Origin of the sequence: Rhodococcus sp. 06-462-5 (genome assembly GCF_002258315.1) — a bacterium.
Taxonomy (GTDB): domain Bacteria; phylum Actinomycetota; class Actinomycetes; order Mycobacteriales; family Mycobacteriaceae; genus Rhodococcoides.
On sequence record NZ_NOYD01000038.1, the window covers coordinates 344,367 to 362,152 of the forward strand.

Consider the following 17,786-nt stretch of genomic DNA (forward strand, 5'->3'; position numbering starts at 1 on the left):
ATGGCCCTGACGCCGGTGCTGAGCGAATTCTGGGACGAGAAGAACTCGTGGACCCTCGACACCTACCGCAGCCACGAGGGATATCGAGGGCTGGAAAAGGCCCTGGCCATGGACCCCGACGACCTCATCGCCTTCGTCAAGGACTCCGGTCTGCGAGGCCGTGGCGGTGCGGGATTCCCGACCGGAACGAAGTGGAGCTTCATTCCACAGGGTGACGGGAAAGCCCACTATCTGGTGGTCAACGCCGACGAGTCGGAGCCGGGTACCTGCAAGGACATGCCGTTGCTGATGGCGAGCCCGCACACGCTGATCGAGGGGATCATCATCGCGGCGTACGCAATTCGTGCATCGCACGCCTTCGTGTACGTCCGCGGTGAAGTGGTACCGGTGTTGCGCCGACTGCAGGCCGCGGTTGCCGAGGCATACGCGGCAGGCTACCTGGGCAAGGGTGTTCTCGGAACGGGATTCGATCTCGAACTGGTGATACATGCCGGTGCAGGCGCGTACATCTGCGGCGAGGAGACGGCTCTGCTCGACTCGTTGGAGGGTCGGCGCGGACAACCCCGGCTGCGTCCACCGTTCCCCGCGGTCGCAGGTCTGTACGCGAGCCCGACAGTGGTCAACAACGTCGAGTCGATAGCCAGCGTTCCGGTGATCCTGCGCAACGGAATCGAATGGTTCCGGTCGATGGGCAGCGAGAAGTCACCCGGATTCACCCTCTACTCGATCTCCGGCCACGTGTGTCGCCCCGGCCAGTACGAGGCCCCGCTGGGCATCACCCTGCGGGAACTGCTGGACTACGCGGGCGGCATCCGGCCCGGTCACGAATTGAAATTCTGGACACCGGGAGGATCGTCGACACCGATGTTCACCGGCGATCACCTCGACGTGCCACTCGACTACGAAGGCGTCGGTGCCGCCGGATCGATGTTGGGTACCAAGGCACTGCAGATCTTCGACGACACGACGTGCGTGGTGCGAGCGGTATTGCGCTGGACGGAGTTCTACGCACACGAATCCTGCGGCAAGTGCACCCCGTGCCGAGAAGGAACCTATTGGCTGGTGCAGATACTGCGCCGCCTCGACGGCGGAACCGGCACCGAAGCGGACCTCGGCACGCTGCTCGACATCGCGGACGGAATCGCCGGAAAGTCGTTCTGCGCCTTGGGAGACGGAGCCGCAAGCCCCATCGTGTCCTCGCTGAAGTACTTCCGCCAGGAATACATCCGGCACGTCACCGAACAGGGTTGCCCCTTCGATCCACACCGATCGACCCTGATGGCAGAGGAGCTGACGTCATGACCGCAGCTGCACATGGTCGGTCCGCGGTCACCCACGTGGAGATGGTGACACTGACCATCGACGACCACGAGATCAGCGTTCCCAAGGGCACGTTGGTGATTCGCGCCGCCGAGCTGATGGGCGTGCAGATTCCGCGCTTCTGTGATCACCCGCTGCTCGATCCGGTGGGGGCGTGCCGGCAATGTCTGGTCGATGTCGAGGGGCAGCGCAAGCCGTTGGCGTCCTGCACCACGACGGTGGCCGAGGGCATGATCGTGCGCACTCAGGTGACATCGGAGTCGGCGGAGAAGGCGCAGCGAGGCGTCATGGAATTGCTGCTGATCAATCATCCGCTGGACTGCCCGGTGTGCGACAAGGGCGGCGAGTGCCCGCTGCAGAACCAGGCGATGGCTGCGGGTCGAGCAGAGTCCAGATTCGTCGAGACGAAACGCACGTACCCCAAGCCGATCCCGCTGTCGGCGGAGGTCTTGCTGGACCGGGAACGGTGCGTCCTGTGCGCGCGCTGCACTCGGTTCGCGGCTCAAGTGGCCGGCGACCCGTCCATCGACTTGCTCGAGCGCGGTGCGATTCAACAGGTGGGGATCTTCGGCAACGAGCCGTTCGACTCCTACTTCTCGGGCAACACCGTTCAGATCTGTCCGGTGGGTGCGCTGACCAACACCGAATATCGGTTCCGAGCGCGCCCCTACGATCTCACCTCGTCACCGAGCGTGTGCGAGCACTGCGCAGGCGGCTGCGCTCAACGCACGGACCATCGACGCGGCAAGGTTCTCCGCCGGCTGGCGGGGGACGACCCGCAGGTCAACGAGGAATGGAACTGCGACAAGGGGCGGTGGGCGTTCAAGTACGCCACCGAACCCGATCGCATCACCGCGCCGATGATCCGCGACGAATCGGGGGAGTTGATCGAGACGTCGTGGTCGGCGGCGCTGGCCGCCGCGGCGGCGGGGTTGGCCGAGTCGGTCGGGCAGGCTGCGGTACTCGTAGGCGGACGATCCACGCTCGAAGACGCCTACGCCTACGCCAAGTTTGCTCGAACAGTTCTGCACACCAACGATATCGACTTCCGCAATCGCAGCCACAGCGCCGAGGAGGCGGACTTCCTGGCCGGCCGGATAGCAGCGACCGGGTTGGGGGTCACCTACACCGACCTCGAGAACGCCCCGGTGGTGTTGCTCGTCGGTTTCGAGCCCGAGGAAGAATCACCACTGGTGTTCCTGAGGCTTCGGAAGGCGCACCGCACGAGCGCGGTGGTGGTGGCGTCGGTCGCGCCGTTCTCCACCCGGGGTCTACGAAAGCTCGACGGCGTTCTGCTGCAGTCGATTCCCGGCGACGAACCGGGGTGGCTCGATGCATTGCACGTCGGCGATCGTGGCACCGAATCGATTGCCCAACTCCTCCGTGAGCCCGGTGCGATCGTGCTCGTGGGCGAGCGGCTCGGCTCCGTTCCCGGAGGTCTGGCGGCGGCTTCGAAACTGGCGGACGACACCGGGGCGAGCCTGGCCTGGATTCCACGACGCGCCGGCGAACGCGGTGCCCTCGACGCAGGGGCGCTGCCGAACGTCCTGCCCGGTGGGCGTCCCGTGGCCGATGCGGCGGCGCGCGCCGAGGTCGCCGCGGTGTGGGGAGTGCCAGAGCTGCCGGCGGAGGCGGGCCGCGACACCGCCGCGATCCTGGCCGACGCCGGACCGGAACGCGCATTGGTCACTGCCGGAATCGATCTCGACGATCTGCCGGACCCCCGGGCTGCACTCGATGCACTGGACCGATCGGCGTTCGTGGTGAGCCTCGAGCTACGCCGCAGCGCGGTCACCGAGCGGGCCGACGTGGTGTTCCCGGTGGCGCCGGTGGTCGACAAGTCGGGAACTTTCGTCGACTGGGAAGGACGACCTCGCGCGTTCGACACTGCCCTCGGTGCCGGCGCGGTGATGCCGGATCAACGCATCCTCGACGCTCTCGCGGCCCAGATGGGCGTCGAACTGGCGGTGCCCGACGCGGCAGCGGCACGCGCCGAGTTGGCGCGCCTCGGTGTGTGGAACGGCCCGCGCACAGCGGTGGCCCGGGTGGCACCCCGGGCGGAGATTCCGGCCCTCGGCTCGGGGGACGCGATTCTGGCCACGTGGCGGATGCTCCTCGATGCGGGTCGGATGCAGGACGGTGAGGACAATCTCGCCGCGACCGGTCGCACGCCCACGGTTCGGTTGTCGGCGGCGACGGCCTCGGCCATCGGAGCCGAGACCGGTGACCTGGTGAGCGTCGCGACGGACCGGGGATCGATCACGTTGCCGCTGACGATCACCGACCTGCCCGACAGCGTGGTGTGGGTGCCGATGAACTCACCCGGTTCGGCGGTGTATCGCTCGCTGGGGGTGCAGTCGGGCGCGGTGGTGCGCATCGGTCGTGGTTCTGCGGAACGACCCGAGGGAGGCCGGTCATGATCGTGGCCGCGCCGACCGATCTGTCGATGTTCGGCACCGATCCGTGGTGGTTGGTTGTCGGGAAGGCCTTGGCTGTCTTCGTGTTCCTGGTCCTCACGCCGCTGGTGGCGATCTATGCCGAACGCAAGATCATGGCGTGGATGCAGATGCGGGTGGGGCCCAACCGGGTCGGTCCGTGGGGTCTGTTGCAGTCGTTGATGGACGGGATCAAGCTGGCGCTGAAGGAGGGGATCACTCCGACCGGCGTCGACAAGCCGATCTACGTTCTGGCTCCGATTATTTCGGTGGTTCCTGCGTTCATGGCTTTCGCGGTGATTCCGTTCGGGCCCGAGGTGTCGGTGTTCGGTACGACGACGCCGCTGCAGATGACCGACCTGCCGGTGGGGGTTCTGTACATTCTCGCGGTCACGTCGGTGGGTGTGTACGGGATCGTGTTGGCGGGGTGGGCGTCGGGCTCGACGTACCCGTTGCTCGGTGCTTTGCGTTCGACGGCGCAGGTGATCTCCTACGAGGTTGCGATGGGCCTGTCGTTCGCAGCGGTCTTCCTGTACGCGGGCACCATGTCGACGTCCGGAATCGTTGCTGCGCAACAGAATACCTGGTACGTGTTTCTGCTGCTGCCGTCGTTCCTGGTGTACGTGACGGCCATGGTCGGCGAAACCAACCGCGCTCCGTTCGATCTGCCGGAGGCAGAGGGTGAGTTGGTGGGCGGGTTTCACACCGAGTACTCGTCTCTTCGTTTCGCCATGTTCATGCTCGCCGAGTACATCAACATGGTCACCGTGTCGGCACTGGCGACCACGCTGTTCCTCGGCGGCTGGCGGGCTCCGATTCCGCTGAGTCTGTGGAGCGGTGCCAACTCGGGGTGGTGGCCGGTGCTGTGGTTCACCCTCAAGGTCTGGGTGTTCCTGTTCGTGTTCATCTGGCTGCGTTCGACGCTGCCGAGGCTGCGCTACGACCAGTTCATGAACTTCGGCTGGAAGATTCTCATTCCGGTTGCCCTGATCTGGGTGATGGTGATCGCGACGGTGCGGGTACTCGGGGCCGATCGCTACGACGTACCACTGGTCACGTTCGGTGTGTCGATGATCTTTGCGGTGGCCGTGCTGGGTGCGCTGCTGCTGATGGTGCGCAGGCGGGCACGGGAACGGAACGTGCCGCCTCCTCTACCCGTCGCCGAGTTCGATGCTGTGGCAGGCGGATTCCCGATACCTCCCATTCCCACGCAGGGCTCGAATTTCCCGAGCCGGCACGCCGGTGTGCGCTCGCGCGCCGCCAGGTCACCGAAGGAGAACGCCGATGCCTGAATTTCTCGGTCCCATAGCGGGTTTCGGGGTCACCTTCGCCACGATGTTCAAGAAGGCCGAGACGGAGCTGTATCCGGAGGAGAAGAAGCCCACCGAGGTTCGCTACCACGGTCGTCATCAGCTCAATCGGTATGCAGACGGTCTCGAGAAGTGCATCGGCTGCGAGCTCTGCGCGTGGGCGTGCCCGGCCGACGCCATCTACGTCGAGGGAGCCGACAACACCGAGACCGAGAGATTCTCTCCGGGAGAGCGCTACGGCGGCGTCTATCAGATCAACTACCTGCGGTGCATCGGGTGCGGATTGTGTGTGGAGGCCTGCCCCACACGGGCTCTGACGATGACCAACGAGTACGAGCTCGCCGGTGACAACAGAGCCGATCTGATCTACGAGAAGGAATCTCTGTTGGCCCCTCTGCAACCGGAGATGGTGGCACCGCCGCACGCGATGGCACCGGGCTTGTCGGCCGAGGACTACTACCGAGGAACGGTCACCGGGGATGAGAGCACGACCGAAACCGAGGACGGTTCGGTTCGATGACTGCCACAGTGCAGCTCGCCCTCGATGCGACGTCCACCGGTGAGGCCGTGCAGTTCTGGACCCTGGGTGTCGTTGCCGTCATCGGTGCTCTCGGGGTGGTGATGAGCACCAAAGCCGTCTACTCGGCGTTGTTCCTCGCTGCCACGATGGTGGTACTGGCGACCTTCTACATGGCGCAGGGGGCGTTGTTCCTCGGTGTCGTGCAGATCGTCGTCTACACCGGCGCGGTCATGATGCTGTTCCTGTTCGTTCTGATGCTCGTCGGAGTCGACACCTCGGAGTCGCTGACCGAAACCCTGCGTGGTCACCGCATCGCGGCCGTCGTCATCGGAATCGGCTTCGGACTGTTGATCATCGGGGTACTGCTGCGCGACGCGGCAAATGCCGGTCGGCTCGACTTCGCCGGTCTCGACGCCGTCAACTCCACCGGAAACGTCGAGGGCCTGGCAGAGCTGATCTTCGTCGAGTACGTGTGGGCGTTCGAGTTGACCGGGGCGCTGCTGATCACTGCCACCATCGGGGCGATGATCCTGGCACACAGGGAAGCTCTGGGGCCGGTCAAGGGTCAGCGAGAAATGGCACAGGATCGATTCCGCGACGGCTCGAGGGTGACGCCGCTGCCGAGCCCCGGGGTGTACGCCAGACACAACGGGGTCGATCGCCGCGCTCTGTTGCCCGACGGAACCGAATCCGAGTCCTCCGTCAACGCGATGTTCGCCGATCAACGGAGCCAGGACAAGGTGGACGGGGGTGACGAGCGATGAATCCCGAGAACTACCTCTACCTGTCCGTTCTGCTGTTCACGATCGGAGCGGCGGGCGTCATCGTCAGACGCAACGCCATCATCGTGTTCATGTGCATCGAATTGATGCTCAACGCAGTCAATCTCGCGTTCGTGACGTTCTCCCGCATGCACGGCAATCTCGACGGGCAGTTGTTCGCGTTCTTCACCATGGTGGTCGCCGCCGCCGAGGTGGTGGTGGGCCTTGCGATCATCATGGCCATCTTCCGATCTCGTCGGTCGATTTCGATGGACGAGAACTCCCTGATGAAGAATTGACGGGGGCGCAGAAATGATGTCGATGCTGTGGCTTCTTCCGGCTCTGCCGGCGTTCGGTGCAGCGTTCCTGCTGCTCGGTGGCAGGCGCACCGACCGCTGGGGGCACCTCGTCGCGACGGCGGCGGCAGCGTCCTCGTTCGTCGTGGCCGCGGTGGTGTTCGGCTCGATGCTCGGCCGCGCCGAGTCGGGCCGAGCCTTCACCCAGACCCTGTTCCGGTGGGTTCCGGTCGACGAATTGCAGGTCGAGTTCGGCTTGCGTGCAGATCAATTGTCGATCTGCTTCGTCCTGCTGATCACCGGGGTCGGGTCGCTCATTCACGTGTACTCCATCGGCTACATGAGCCACGACGCCGAGCGGCGGCGTTTCTTCGCGTACCTCAACCTGTTTCTGGCAGCCATGCTGCTGTTGGTTCTGGCCGACAACTTCCTCGGTCTCTACCTGGGGTGGGAGGGTGTGGGTCTGGCGTCGTATCTGCTCATCGGCTTCTGGCAACACAAGCCGTCGGCTGCGTCGGCTGCCCGAAAAGCGTTCGTGGTCAACCGAGTCGGCGACATCGGCTTGGCTGTTGCGCTGATGATCATGTTCGTCAACTTCGGCTCCGTGCAGTACGACGACGTGTTCGCCGGAATCGGTGAGGCGAGTGAATCGGTGGCCACCGCCATGGCGCTGATGCTGCTGGTGGCCGCGTGTGGAAAGTCGGCGCAGGTGCCGTCGCAGTCGTGGCTCGGCGACGCCATGGAGGGCCCGACACCGGTATCGGCATTGATCCACGCGGCCACGATGGTCACGGCCGGGGTGTATCTCATCGTGCGCTCGGGACCGGTGTTCGAGGCCTCGCCCACTGCCCGCGCGGCCACCGTCACCGTCGGAGCGGTCACCTTGCTGTTCGGAGCCGTCATCGGTTGCGCGAAGGACGACATCAAGAAAGCGCTCGCGGCGTCGACGATGAGTCAGATCGGGTACATGGTGCTCGCGGCCGGGCTCGGTCCCTCCGGGTACGCGTACGCCATCGTGCTCCTGATCTCGCACGGCTTCTTCAAAGCGGGCTTGTTCCTGGGCGCGGGCTCGGTGATGCACGCGATGAACGACGAGACCGACATGCGACGGTTCGGTGGACTCCGCGCCGCCATGCCCATCACGTTCGTCACGTTCGGCCTCGGGTATCTCGCCATCATCGGACTGCCGCCGTTCTCCGGCTTCTTCGCCAAGGATCCGATCATCGAGGTCGCCTTCGCCGCCGGGGGAGTGGCAGGTCCGATTCTCGGCTGCGTGACCTTGCTCGGTGCAGGCCTGACGGCCTTCTACATGACTCGGGTCATGCTGTTGACGTTCTTCGGTCCGAAACGCTGGTCGGCGCAGGCACATCCGCACGAGGCGTCGGCGACGATGACCGCTCCGATGATTGTGTTGGCGATCGGTTCGGTGGCGTCGGGCGCCTTTCTCGCGGTGGGCGGCCGCCTCGAGACGTGGCTCGAGCCCGTCGTGGGATCGGCCCACGAGGAGCACGCGATTCCGGCCTGGGTGGTCACCGTCGCCGTCCTGGTGGTCGTGCTGATCGGCGTGACCCTCGCCTACCGCAAGTACATCGTCGGTGAGGTTCCGCCGACTCCACCCGAGGATGTGTCGGCCCTGACCCGAGCTGCACGTGCCGATCTCTACGGAGACGCCGTCAACGAGGCGGCATTCATGCGTCCAGGACAGACCCTCACGCGCGCACTGGTGCACGCCGACAACGGTATCGACGCCGTCGTGGACGGGGTGGGTAGCTCGATCGGTGGCGCATCGACGCGGTCCGGGCGGCTGCAGACGGGATATGTGCGGTCGTATGCGTTGGCGATGTTCGCGGGAGCCGTTCTCGTGGTCCTGATGGTGGTGGCTCTGTGACGACTCCCTGGTTGACCGTTCTGTGGGTGCTCCCGATGCTCGGCGCGATCGTCGTCGCCCTGGTGCCCGCCGCTCGCCCGACCGCCGCGCGCAGTGTCGCAGTGGGTTTCGCTGCCGGGACCTTGGCCGTGTCGGTCGCATTGGCAGTGTCGTTCGAATCCGGTGGTGATCGGTACCAGTTCGTCGAGGACCATTCGTGGATAGCGGCTTTCGGTGCGCGGTACACCCTCGGTCTGGACGGAATCGGCCTCGTTCTGGTGTTGCTCACCACCGTTCTCACGCCCTTGCTGCTCGTCGCGGGCTGGAACGACGGCACTCGTGTCGCGAACTACGGCTCCCGTCGGGTGGCGCACACGTACATGGCGTTGATTCTGGTGGTCGAGTCGATGGTGCTCGTGTCGTTCACCGCGTTGGACGTGTTGTTGTTCTACATCTTCTTCGAGGCGATGCTGATTCCGATGTACTTCCTCATCGGAGGCTTCGGGGGAGTCCATCGAACGCGCGCCGCGGTGAAGTTCCTGTTGTACAACCTGTTCGGCGGTCTGGTGATGTTGGCGGCCGTCATCGGCCTGTACGTGGTGACTGCGAGACCCGACGGGCCCTTCGACGGCGGGACATTCGATCTGCGTGCGATCGCCGACGCGGCGGCATCGGGCGGACTCGGTGTGGATCCGATGGTGCTGAACGCACTGTTCCTCGGCTTCATGTTCGCGTTCGCGATCAAGGCGCCGTTGTGGCCGTTCCATTCGTGGCTACCCGACGCCGCTGTGCAGTCCACACCCGCGACTGCGGTGCTGATGATGTCGGTGGTGGACAAGGTCGGCACGTTCGCAATGCTGCGGTTCTGTCTCGAACTGTTCCCCGGCTCGTCGCAGACGTTCGCGCCGTGGATCATCACTCTCGCGGTCATCGGCATCGTCTACGGCGCGATTCTGGCGATCGGCCAGACCGACATGATGAGACTGATTGCGTACACGTCGATTTCGCACTTCGGATTCATCATCCTCGGCATCTTCGCCATGACCGGCCAGAGTCAGGCCGGTGCCACGCTGTACATGGCCAACCACGGAATCTCCACGGCCGCACTGTTCCTGATCGCGGGCTTCCTCGTGTCGCGTCGAGGGTCACGAGCGATAGCCGATTACGGCGGGGTGCAGAAGGTGGCGCCGGTGCTTGCCGGAACGTTCTTGATCTCGGGACTCGCCACGCTCTCGCTCCCCGGGCTCGCCCCGTTCGTGAGCGAATTCCTCGTGCTGATCGGCACATTCGGTCGATACGGAGTCGCCGCGATCGTGGCCGCCGGAGCCCTCGTGCTGTCGGCGATCTACATTCTGTGGCTCTACCAGCGCGTGATGACCGGGCCGGTCCGGGAGGGCAACGAGACGGTGCCGGATCTCGTCCGACGCGAGCTGGCCGTGGTGGTGCCGTTGATCGCGTTGCTGATCGTGCTCGGGGTGTATCCGAAACCGGCGCTCGATGTCATCACCCCGGCAGTGCAATCCACGATCGTCGACAGTTCAGGAGGTCAGCGATGACCACACCCGAGGTGCAGTACGGTCTGTTGGCACCGATGCTGATCGTGTTCTCGGTCGCAGTGCTCGGTGTTCTCGTCGAAGCGTTCGTGCCGCTGCGGGCCCGTCGGAGCACGCATCTGGGTCTCGCTCTCACGGGACTGGTGGCGGCGCTGGCGGCAATCCTCGGTCTGGCAGGCACGGAGGCGTCGGCGATGTCCGGGGCAGTCGCGATCGACGGTCCTACCCTTTTTCTGCAGGGAACCATTGTGCTGGTGTCGATTCCGGCGATCGCACTGCTGGCGGAGCGCACCGTCGCAGTCACCGGGGCCGGTGCCGAGCGCCGCATCGATTCGTTCACTCCGCAGGCATCGACCACTCCGGGCAGCGTGGCGGAGAAAGAAGCCATCGATGCAGGCGTCGCCCAGACCGAGGTGTTTCCTCTGGCGATGTTCGCGATCGGTGGCATGTTGCTGTTTCCTGCTTCCGCCGATCTGCTGACGATGTTCGTCGCGCTCGAAGTGCTGTCGTTGCCGCTCTATCTGCTCTGCGGTCTGGCCCGACGGCGGCGGTTGCTCTCTCAGGAAGCGGCTCTCAAATACTTTCTGCTGGGCGCGTTCTCGTCCGCGTTCTTCCTGTTCGGAGTCGCGTTTCTGTACGGATACGCCGGAACCGTTCGGTTGGACGGCATCGCCGACGCCATCGCGGTGGACGGTCCGGGCAGATCGCTCGCGCTGATCGGAACCGCCTTGCTCGCAGTGGGTTTGCTGTTCAAGGTCGGCGCTGTGCCCTTTCATTCGTGGATTCCCGACGTCTACCAGGGTGCCCCCACACCGGTGACGGCGCTGATGGCCACGGTGACCAAGGTCGCGGCGTTCGGTGCGATTCTTCGCATCTTCGGGATGGCGCTACCCGGTCTCGAATCGAGTTGGCGACCGATGCTGTGGGTCGTCGCCATCGCGACGATGGTGCTGGGTTCCGTTGTCGCGGTGACGCAGACGGATGTCAAACGGATGCTGGCGTATTCGTCCGTTGCGCACACCGGATTCATCCTCACCGGAGTGACGGCACTGGGTGATTCCGGTGATGTGGGTGATTCCGGCGTGTCGGCCACCATGTTCTATCTGTTGGCGTATGCGTTCAGCACTTTGGGAGGGTTCGCGATCATCGGGTTGGCGCGCGACGAACGCGGTGAGGTGAGCGATCTGGATCGGTGGGCGGGAATCGGCCGTCGATCACCGCTGGTGGCGGCGGTGTTCGGGTTGTTCCTGCTCTCGTTCGCCGGCATTCCGCTCACCAGTGGGTTCATCGGCAAGTTCGCGGTGTTCAGCGCAGCCTCGGGAGCCGGGGGAGCGGCACTGGTCGTGGTCGGAGTGGTGTGCAGTGCGATCGCGGCGTTCTTCTACGTGCGGGTCATCGTGCTGATGTTCTTCACCGATCCGGGAGTCGAGACCGCCACGATCGTGCGCCCGACGGCGTCGGTGTCGTGCGCGATCGGGCTCTCGGTGGTGGTCACCGTCGCTCTCGGAGTCTTCCCGCAACCCGTTCTCGATCTCGCTGCGCGTGCCGCGAACTTCCTGTAGCTGTTACTTCGCGGACTTCATGCGCTGCTTCCACGTGTGCGAGCCAGTACCGACCGGTAGTCCGCCGATGGCTCCCGCGAGGCCGAACGTAGGCATGTTGACGTAGATGGCCTCACTGTTCTGCGCTGTCGCGGTATAGGTTTCGTGCCACACGCCGACATGGCGGGTTGCGGCTACCGATCGGTTGAAGGCCCGCCAGGCGGGTGCATGTGGTGCATCGGGATCGGAGGCGAATCGCGTCAGGTGCTCGGCCGTGCGCCAGTAGCTGACCAGCATGGTGGTGCGCCCCAGCCACGAGTGGTACCCGAGCAGCCCGGAATCTGGATCCTGCTCCAGATGGCCGAGCATCCGCGGCATCGCGCGCACCGCGGGTAGCCAGGCGCGAACGGCCGTCGGGTTGTTGATGCGCATTCCGATGAGGAAGACCGTGACGGTGTCTCGTTCGGATTCGACCGTACGGCGGCCGTCGACGATGGGTGGCATGACGTGTTCCCGTCTGTTCGGTGAGTGAAGCGTTATGTGACACTGTTATAAAACACCGTTGTGATAGGTTTCGCAAGTGGCGAGACCCAGAATTCACGACGCGGAGTTGCGGACCCGGCTACTGGAGGCCGCGGCGGAAACCGTTGCCCACCAGGGCGTCGACTCGTTGTCTCTGCGCAAACTCGCGGCGGAGCAGAGAACCTCGACGACGGCGATCTACTCACTGTTCGGCGGACGAGCCGAGTTGCTCGTGGCCCTGTTCGCCACGTCGTTCGCGAGTTTCGGGGACTCCCAGCGCCGGGTCCCGGTCACCGGCGATCCCGACGTCGATCTGCGCGAACTCGCCGTCGCGTACCGAGGCTGGGCTCTACGTAATCCGCATCTGTACGCGGTGATGTTCGGCGGTGTGCTCGGTTCGGTCGATGTATCCGAAGAGGCGCAACTCGCTTCCGCAGCGATGGACCCGCTGCGGTCAGCGGTGGCGAGCGCCGTCGCGGCGGGAACCATGGCCGGGGCGTCGGTCGAGTTGATCAGTCACTCGTTCTGGGCGATCGTGCACGGGCTGGTGTCGCTCGAGTTGGCAATGCCCTCGCCCTCCGGCGACGAGACCCGTCGGGCGATGTTCGACGCGGGCACCGAGTCGGTGCTGCGCGGGTGGTCGCGTCAGTAGGTGCGCGGGATCCCGAGGATCTTGGTGGCGTCCACAGTCATACCCAACCGGGCCGTCGGGGCGAGCGCGGGCAGATCCGGAAGATCGTCGGGAGTCGACGCCGCCGCACCGATCACGTCGGCACCAGCGATCTCGAAGTCCGATATCGCGCGCCGTAGGTGGCTCGGAGTCGTCGCCAGCACCATGTTCTCGATGCCGATCTCAGCGGCCAGTGCGGTGGTGCGCTGCGCGTTCTGCACCGTCGAATTCGCAGTGGGTTCGGTGTGAATGCGGTCGGCCGCGATACCTTGCTCGACGAGCCAGCGCTGCATCGCCTCGGCCTCGGTGATGCCGCTCTGCGGATTCCCACCGGTGACGATGACGGGGGATTCGGGGGAGCGCTCCGCCGCGGCGACGGCCGACCGTAGACGTGTCACCAACTCGGGCGTCATGCTGCCGTCACCGTCGAGCCCCAGCCCGAGTACCACGATCGCGGTGCTCGGTCCGTCGGTGGTCGGGGCGAAGTCGATTGTCTCGGTGGCGGCTTCGTCGATGACGCCGATGGCTCGATCGACTGCATCGGCCAGGGTGGGAGACAGACCGCGTAGGCGAGCCCCGTGCTCCGCCACAGCAGCGGTGTCGGCGGTTGCGTTGGCATGGAACGTCTGCAGCGCGGCCACATTGGCGTCGTTCGGGGCGGCAGCTGCGAGCGCATCGAGTGCGGCGAAACCGGCGTCGTAGCGTCCTTTCACCAACGCATTCTGCGCGTCGTTGTACTGCTCCACGTCGGCCGAACGAACCGACTCGGCGACGGTTGCCGGGGCGGACGCCTCGGGGGCGGCAATCGCCGTGATCGAGCCGAAACCGACAGCGAGCGCAGCGGCACAGGTCACGACAGCAACGCGAACGGTCGGATGTACTCGGCCTTGTCGCACTACTGACGTCCTTCCGAACGGTGACGGGTTTCCGCCACCCTAGCTCAGTTCGGTGCCAGTGTGACTGGTGTGAGCAGAGTTGTTCGAGTTACACGAATGTACTTCTGAGCAGGGACTCTGTTGCAGTCACAGGGTGACGGGGGCGCGTCCGCGATCGGCGGGTTCGATGGTCACCTCGGCATCGGGAAGGAAAACTCGCTCGGTCGTGGTGGTTCCGTCGACGCCATCGGTCACCGTCACCGCCACGCTCTCGGCAACCTGGCCCGCACTTTCGATGAACCCGGTCGCGACACCGTCTTCGATGAGCAGGTGATCACCCACCAGGAGAAGAAGCTCGTCCGCCGTCACCGTTCGTCTGCCGCCCACATCTTCGATAGTCATGAATCCCACCGTAATGCGCGGCGCTGCACAGTGCCGTCGCATGTTCGACAATCGCAGCATGACCGAACGGGGAAAGACATGGACAGCGCCCGCACCGGAACCGGTCGACGGTCCACTCATCGGCGACGAGCGGCCGATTCTCGAGGGAATGCTGCGGTGGCATCGAGCGACGCTGCTCAACATCTGCGCAGGCGCGAACTCGGAGCAGCTGGCACGACGTCCGTTTCCGCACTCGGCGCTCTCGCTGCTCGGACTCGTTCGTCATCTCGCCAAGGTCGAACGCATCTGGTTCCGAGAGCGATTGGGCTCGATGTCGTTCGACCCGATGTACGACCCGGCGTTGGGCAAGGACTCCGACTTTCTGGGAGCGACCGAGCCCGGGGCAGAATCCGACTTCGCGCGATTCTCCGCCGAGTGCGGTGCCTCGGACGAGACAGCGGCCCGACACTCGTTGGACGATCTGGTGGACTCCCGAGGTGGCCCGATGTCGCTGCGGACGGTCTACGTGCACATGATCGGTGAATACGCCCGACACAACGGACACGCGGACATCATCCGCGAACAGATCGATGGGGTCATCGGCCGTTGAGGGCATAGCGTAGACACACGACCCGACCCCCCATACGGAAGAAGGTGTTTCGGTGACCGACTCCGACGCAGTGTTCGACCCGACCTCGCTACGGCCGTCGTTGTTCGTCGACGGGCAGTGGCAGGGATCCGGGGACGGGGGAACCCGAGACATCGTCAACCCAGCGGACGGCAGCACGGTTGCCGTCGTGGACGAGGCCACGCCGGACGACGCGCTGCGGGCGGTGGCCTCGGCGCGGGCGGCGTTCGACGACGGGCCGTGGCGTTCGGTGACGGTGGGCGAGCGCAGCGATCTGCTCAACCGCATCGCAGATCTGCTCCAGCGAGACAAGGCCGAGCTCGCGCGCATCGAGACTCTCGATACCGGAAAGACGTTCGGCGAGAGTGAAATCGACATCGACGACGTGACGTCGGTCTTCCGCTTCTACGCCGATCTTGCTGTGGTGCAGGCCGATCGGCTGATCGACGTGGACCGACCCGAAATCCTCAGTCGCGTGGTGCACGAGCCAATCGGCGTCTGCGTCATGATCGCACCGTGGAACTACCCGCTGCTGCAGATCTCGTGGAAGATCGCCCCTGCCTTGGCGGCCGGCTGCACGATGGTGCTCAAGCCGAGCGAGGTGACTCCGCTGAGCACCATCGCGTTCACCAAGCTCGTGGAAGAAGCCGGGGTGCCGGCGGGGGTGGTCAACCTGCTGCAGGGCAGCGGCGCGGTTCTGGGGGACGCACTCACCAGGAACCGCGACGTCGACTTCATCTCGTTCACCGGCGGACTGGCGACAGGCAGGCACATCTTGGCCGCGGCGGCCGAGAACGTCACCAAGGTGGCCGTCGAACTCGGTGGCAAGAATCCACATATCGTGTTCGCCGACGCGGTGGCCGACGATCGGGCCTTCGCCGACTCGGTCGACAACGTTCTGACCGGAGTCTTTCTGCATTCGGGTCAGGTCTGTTCTGCCGGCACTCGACTCATCATCGAAGAATCGGTCGCCGACCGCTTCGTGGCAGCCGTGGCCGAACGCGCGAAGACCATCGTGATCGGTCCGGGGATGGACCCGGCGAGCGAGACCGGGCCACTGGTGTCGCAGGCGCAGCGAGAGAAGATCGAGGCCTTCGTCGCGGGCGGGATCGACGAGGGCGCGACGCTGGTCATCGGCGGAACCAAACCGGACGATGCGGCTCTGGACGGGGGTAGTTATTTTCTACCGACGATTTTCGACCACTGCAATCGGTCGATGAATATCGTGCAGGAGGAGACATTCGGGCCCATACTCACTGTGGAGCGCTTCGACACCGAGGCCGAAGCACTCCTGTTGGGCAACGATACGAATTACGGTCTCGCCGCGGGAGTTCGGACATCCGACGCCGCTCGAGGCGAGAGAATGGTACGTGGGCTTCGCCATGGCACGGTGTGGCTCAACGACTTCGGCGTCTACACCGCTGCCGCGGAATGGGGCGGGTTCAAACAGTCCGGCAACGGACGTGAGCTCGGACCGTCCGGAATGTCCGAATATCAAGAAGCGAAACACATTTGGCACAACACCTCACCGACCGCGGCGGGGTGGTTCGGTACCCGATAGTACGAGATCGGAAAGGCCGTCGACCATGGCACTACTGAACGACAATTCGAGCGGAATGGACGACTTCGGCTACAAGGAGTCACTCGATCGAAGTCTCGGCAAATTCGCAAGCTTCGCCGCGGGCGTCAGCTACATCTCCATTCTCACCGGCACGTTCCAGCTCTTCTACTTCGGTTTCGGCACCGCCGGGCCTGCGTACCTGTGGTCGTGGCCTGCAGTCTTCGTCGGCCAACTCTGCGTGGCACTGTGCTTCATGGAGTTGGCCGCGAAGTATCCGGTGGCGGGATCGGTGTACAACTGGGCGAAGCTGTTGGGCCGCAGGATCGTCGGATGGTCGGCGGGATGGTTGATGCTCACGGCATCGATCGTGACACTGGCGGCCGTTGCCCTCGCTCTGCAGCTGAACTTGCCACGCATCTGGAGCGGGTTCCAGATCATCGGCGACGGCTCGGGTGCCACCGACTTCGCGGCGAACGCAGTGCTGCTCGGTGCGATTCTGATCGCGATCACCACCACGATCAACGCGCTCGGCGTTCGATTGATGGCCATGATCAACAGCGCCGGTGTGTTCATCGAACTCATTGCTGCCGTTCTCATCGCGATCCTGCTCGCGGCCAACATCACTCGCGGACCCGAGGTGTTCTTCTCCACCAACGGCTACGGAGCCGGCGAGAGCGGCGGCTACCTCGGAGCCTTCCTGGTCGCGTCGCTGGCCTCGGGTTACGTGATGTACGGATTCGACACCGCGAGCTCGCTCGGGGAGGAAACCGTCGAACCTCGGCGCACCGCCCCCAAAGCGATCTTTCGCGCCATCCTCGCCTCGTTTGTCATCGGCGGAGCCATCCTGGTGTTCGCCGTCATGGCCGCGCCCGATCTGAACGATCCTTCCCTCGGCAGCCCCGACGGCAGCCTGCAGTCCATCGTCGAAGCGGTGATGTGGGGCCCACTGGGCACCGTCTTCCTCATCTGCATCGTCATCGCGGTCTTCGTCTGCTCGCTGGCAGTGCACACCGCGGCCATCCGGCTCACGTTCGCCATGGCCCGAGACAATGCGTTGCCCTTCGGCGAGAGTCTGGCCAAGGTGAATCCGAAGACCCAGACCCCGGTGGTGCCCGCGGTGACCATCGGCGTGCTGGCCATCGTCATTCTGGTGGTCAACATCGGTCAGCCGCAGATCTTCACGGTCCTCACCTCGATCGCGATCATCATGATCTACCTTGCGTATCTCATGGTCACCGGGCCGCTGTTGGTCAAGCGAGTGCAGGGTGAGTGGCCGCCGGCAGATCTGAAGCCCGGCGGGTACTTCACGATGGGCAGGTGGGGCCTGCCGGTCAACATCGCGGCAGTGGTGTGGGGCGCAGGGATGGCGATCAACCTCGCCTGGCCGCGCGAGGCCGTGTACGGAACCCCCTGGTACAACACGTTCGGCGCATTCGTCTACATCGGCGGCATCCTGGGCGTGGGCCTGCTGTGGTACGCAGTCAAGGGACGCAAGCACATCGGCACTTTGAAATCACATGCCTCCACGGGCAACTAGAAGGAGCGT

General features: G+C 64.7%; 16 protein-coding genes. 13 read left to right on the plus strand and 3 right to left on the minus strand.

Going from position 1 to position 17,786, the window contains the following annotated elements; genetic code table 11:
• From nuoF to nuoN, 9 genes are read left to right on the plus strand one after another with little or no spacing between them, the layout of a single operon-like run.
• Nucleotides 1-1,302 carry an NADH-quinone oxidoreductase subunit NuoF gene (nuoF, locus tag CH251_RS18895; protein WP_094614441.1) on the plus strand — a complete coding sequence of 434 codons (1,302 nt, stop codon included), beginning with the start codon at nucleotides 1-3 and terminating at the stop codon, nucleotides 1,300-1,302.
• Nucleotides 1,299-3,740: an NADH-quinone oxidoreductase subunit G gene (locus CH251_RS18900; protein ID WP_094614442.1), complete on the plus strand. Its 2,442-nt coding sequence runs from the start codon at nucleotides 1,299-1,301 to the stop codon at nucleotides 3,738-3,740. Before nuoF ends, CH251_RS18900 begins: the two co-directional genes overlap by 4 nt.
• Nucleotides 3,737-5,047 carry an NADH-quinone oxidoreductase subunit NuoH gene (nuoH, locus tag CH251_RS18905; protein ID WP_094614443.1) on the plus strand — a complete coding sequence of 437 codons (1,311 nt, stop codon included), beginning with the start codon at nucleotides 3,737-3,739 and terminating at the stop codon, nucleotides 5,045-5,047. Before CH251_RS18900 ends, nuoH begins: the two co-directional genes overlap by 4 nt.
• On the plus strand, nucleotides 5,040-5,585 hold the full coding sequence (gene nuoI / locus CH251_RS18910) for an NADH-quinone oxidoreductase subunit NuoI (RefSeq protein ID WP_094614444.1): 546 nt from the start codon (nucleotides 5,040-5,042) through the stop codon (nucleotides 5,583-5,585). The genes nuoH and nuoI overlap by 8 nt, the downstream gene beginning before the upstream one ends.
• Nucleotides 5,582-6,349, plus strand: a complete 768-nt coding sequence (locus CH251_RS18915; RefSeq protein ID WP_094614445.1) for an NADH-quinone oxidoreductase subunit J — start codon at nucleotides 5,582-5,584, stop codon at nucleotides 6,347-6,349. The genes nuoI and CH251_RS18915 overlap by 4 nt, the downstream gene beginning before the upstream one ends.
• The gene (gene nuoK, locus CH251_RS18920) at nucleotides 6,346-6,645 is read left to right on the plus strand and encodes an NADH-quinone oxidoreductase subunit NuoK (RefSeq protein ID WP_008717020.1); all 300 of its coding nucleotides are present in this window, start codon (nucleotides 6,346-6,348) and stop codon (nucleotides 6,643-6,645) included. Before CH251_RS18915 ends, nuoK begins: the two co-directional genes overlap by 4 nt.
• Nucleotides 6,646-6,658: 13 nt before the next feature.
• Nucleotides 6,659-8,530 (plus strand): NADH-quinone oxidoreductase subunit L, encoded by a 1,872-nt coding sequence (gene nuoL, locus CH251_RS18925; RefSeq protein WP_179273371.1) that lies wholly within the window; start codon nucleotides 6,659-6,661, stop codon nucleotides 8,528-8,530.
• 35 nt (nucleotides 8,531-8,565) lie between these two features.
• Nucleotides 8,566-10,065: an NADH-quinone oxidoreductase subunit M gene (locus tag CH251_RS18930; protein ID WP_373454970.1), complete on the plus strand. Its 1,500-nt coding sequence runs from the start codon at nucleotides 8,566-8,568 to the stop codon at nucleotides 10,063-10,065.
• Nucleotides 10,062-11,624, plus strand: coding sequence for an NADH-quinone oxidoreductase subunit NuoN (gene nuoN, locus CH251_RS18935; RefSeq protein WP_094614447.1), 1,563 nt, complete (start codon nucleotides 10,062-10,064; stop codon nucleotides 11,622-11,624). The genes CH251_RS18930 and nuoN overlap by 4 nt, the downstream gene beginning before the upstream one ends.
• Nucleotides 11,625-11,627: 3 nt before the next feature.
• Here nuoN and CH251_RS18940 read toward each other — a convergent pair whose 3' ends face one another.
• On the minus strand, nucleotides 11,628-12,107 hold the full coding sequence (locus tag CH251_RS18940; RefSeq protein ID WP_094614448.1) for a DUF4188 domain-containing protein: 480 nt from the start codon (nucleotides 12,105-12,107) through the stop codon (nucleotides 11,628-11,630).
• A 76-nt stretch (nucleotides 12,108-12,183) separates the two neighbouring features.
• Between CH251_RS18940 and CH251_RS18945 the strand changes: the two genes are divergently transcribed.
• A complete protein-coding gene (locus CH251_RS18945) occupies nucleotides 12,184-12,777 on the plus strand; it encodes a TetR/AcrR family transcriptional regulator (protein WP_094614449.1) in 594 nt (197 codons plus the stop codon).
• On the opposite strand, the gene CH251_RS18950 is transcribed toward CH251_RS18945, so the two are convergent.
• Both CH251_RS18950 and CH251_RS18955 read right to left on the minus strand, forming a co-directional pair.
• Nucleotides 12,771-13,649: a YdcF family protein gene (locus CH251_RS18950; RefSeq protein WP_094614450.1), complete on the minus strand. Its 879-nt coding sequence runs from the start codon at nucleotides 13,647-13,649 to the stop codon at nucleotides 12,771-12,773. The genes CH251_RS18945 and CH251_RS18950 overlap by 7 nt on opposite strands.
• Before the next feature lie 168 nt (nucleotides 13,650-13,817).
• Nucleotides 13,818-14,072, minus strand: coding sequence for a hypothetical protein (locus CH251_RS18955; protein ID WP_094614551.1), 255 nt, complete (start codon nucleotides 14,070-14,072; stop codon nucleotides 13,818-13,820).
• Between the two features lie 58 nt (nucleotides 14,073-14,130).
• Here CH251_RS18955 and CH251_RS18960 point away from each other — a divergent pair, with 58 nt between their 5' ends.
• From CH251_RS18960 to CH251_RS18970, 3 genes are all read left to right on the plus strand, one after another.
• Nucleotides 14,131-14,661 carry a DinB family protein gene (locus CH251_RS18960; protein ID WP_094614552.1) on the plus strand — a complete coding sequence of 177 codons (531 nt, stop codon included), beginning with the start codon at nucleotides 14,131-14,133 and terminating at the stop codon, nucleotides 14,659-14,661.
• Between the two features lie 100 nt (nucleotides 14,662-14,761).
• Nucleotides 14,762-16,240 (plus strand): aldehyde dehydrogenase family protein, encoded by a 1,479-nt coding sequence (locus CH251_RS18965; protein WP_373454971.1) that lies wholly within the window; start codon nucleotides 14,762-14,764, stop codon nucleotides 16,238-16,240.
• Nucleotides 16,241-16,265: 25 nt separating this feature from the next.
• On the plus strand, nucleotides 16,266-17,777 hold the full coding sequence (locus CH251_RS18970) for an APC family permease (RefSeq protein WP_094614452.1): 1,512 nt from the start codon (nucleotides 16,266-16,268) through the stop codon (nucleotides 17,775-17,777).
• The last annotated feature ends 9 nt before the right edge of the window (nucleotides 17,778-17,786 follow it).

Coding starts and splice junctions, on each gene's coding strand:
- CH251_RS18970 (WP_094614452.1), top strand. CDS start 16,266: ATGGCACTACTGAACGACAATTCGAGCGGAATGGACGACTTCGGCTAC.
- nuoH (WP_094614443.1), top strand. CDS start 3,737: ATGATCGTGGCCGCGCCGACCGATCTGTCGATGTTCGGCACCGATCCG.
- CH251_RS18955 (WP_094614551.1), bottom strand. CDS start 14,072: ATGACTATCGAAGATGTGGGCGGCAGACGAACGGTGACGGCGGACGAG.
- CH251_RS18915 (WP_094614445.1), top strand. CDS start 5,582: ATGACTGCCACAGTGCAGCTCGCCCTCGATGCGACGTCCACCGGTGAG.
- CH251_RS18940 (WP_094614448.1), bottom strand. CDS start 12,107: ATGCCACCCATCGTCGACGGCCGCCGTACGGTCGAATCCGAACGAGAC.
- CH251_RS18930 (WP_373454970.1), top strand. CDS start 8,566: ATGCTCGGCGCGATCGTCGTCGCCCTGGTGCCCGCCGCTCGCCCGACC.
- nuoK (WP_008717020.1), top strand. CDS start 6,346: ATGAATCCCGAGAACTACCTCTACCTGTCCGTTCTGCTGTTCACGATC.
- nuoI (WP_094614444.1), top strand. CDS start 5,040: ATGCCTGAATTTCTCGGTCCCATAGCGGGTTTCGGGGTCACCTTCGCC.
- CH251_RS18960 (WP_094614552.1), top strand. CDS start 14,131: ATGACCGAACGGGGAAAGACATGGACAGCGCCCGCACCGGAACCGGTC.
- nuoN (WP_094614447.1), top strand. CDS start 10,062: ATGACCACACCCGAGGTGCAGTACGGTCTGTTGGCACCGATGCTGATC.
- nuoL (WP_179273371.1), top strand. CDS start 6,659: ATGATGTCGATGCTGTGGCTTCTTCCGGCTCTGCCGGCGTTCGGTGCA.
- CH251_RS18900 (WP_094614442.1), top strand. CDS start 1,299: ATGACCGCAGCTGCACATGGTCGGTCCGCGGTCACCCACGTGGAGATG.
- nuoF (WP_094614441.1), top strand. CDS start 1: ATGGCCCTGACGCCGGTGCTGAGCGAATTCTGGGACGAGAAGAACTCG.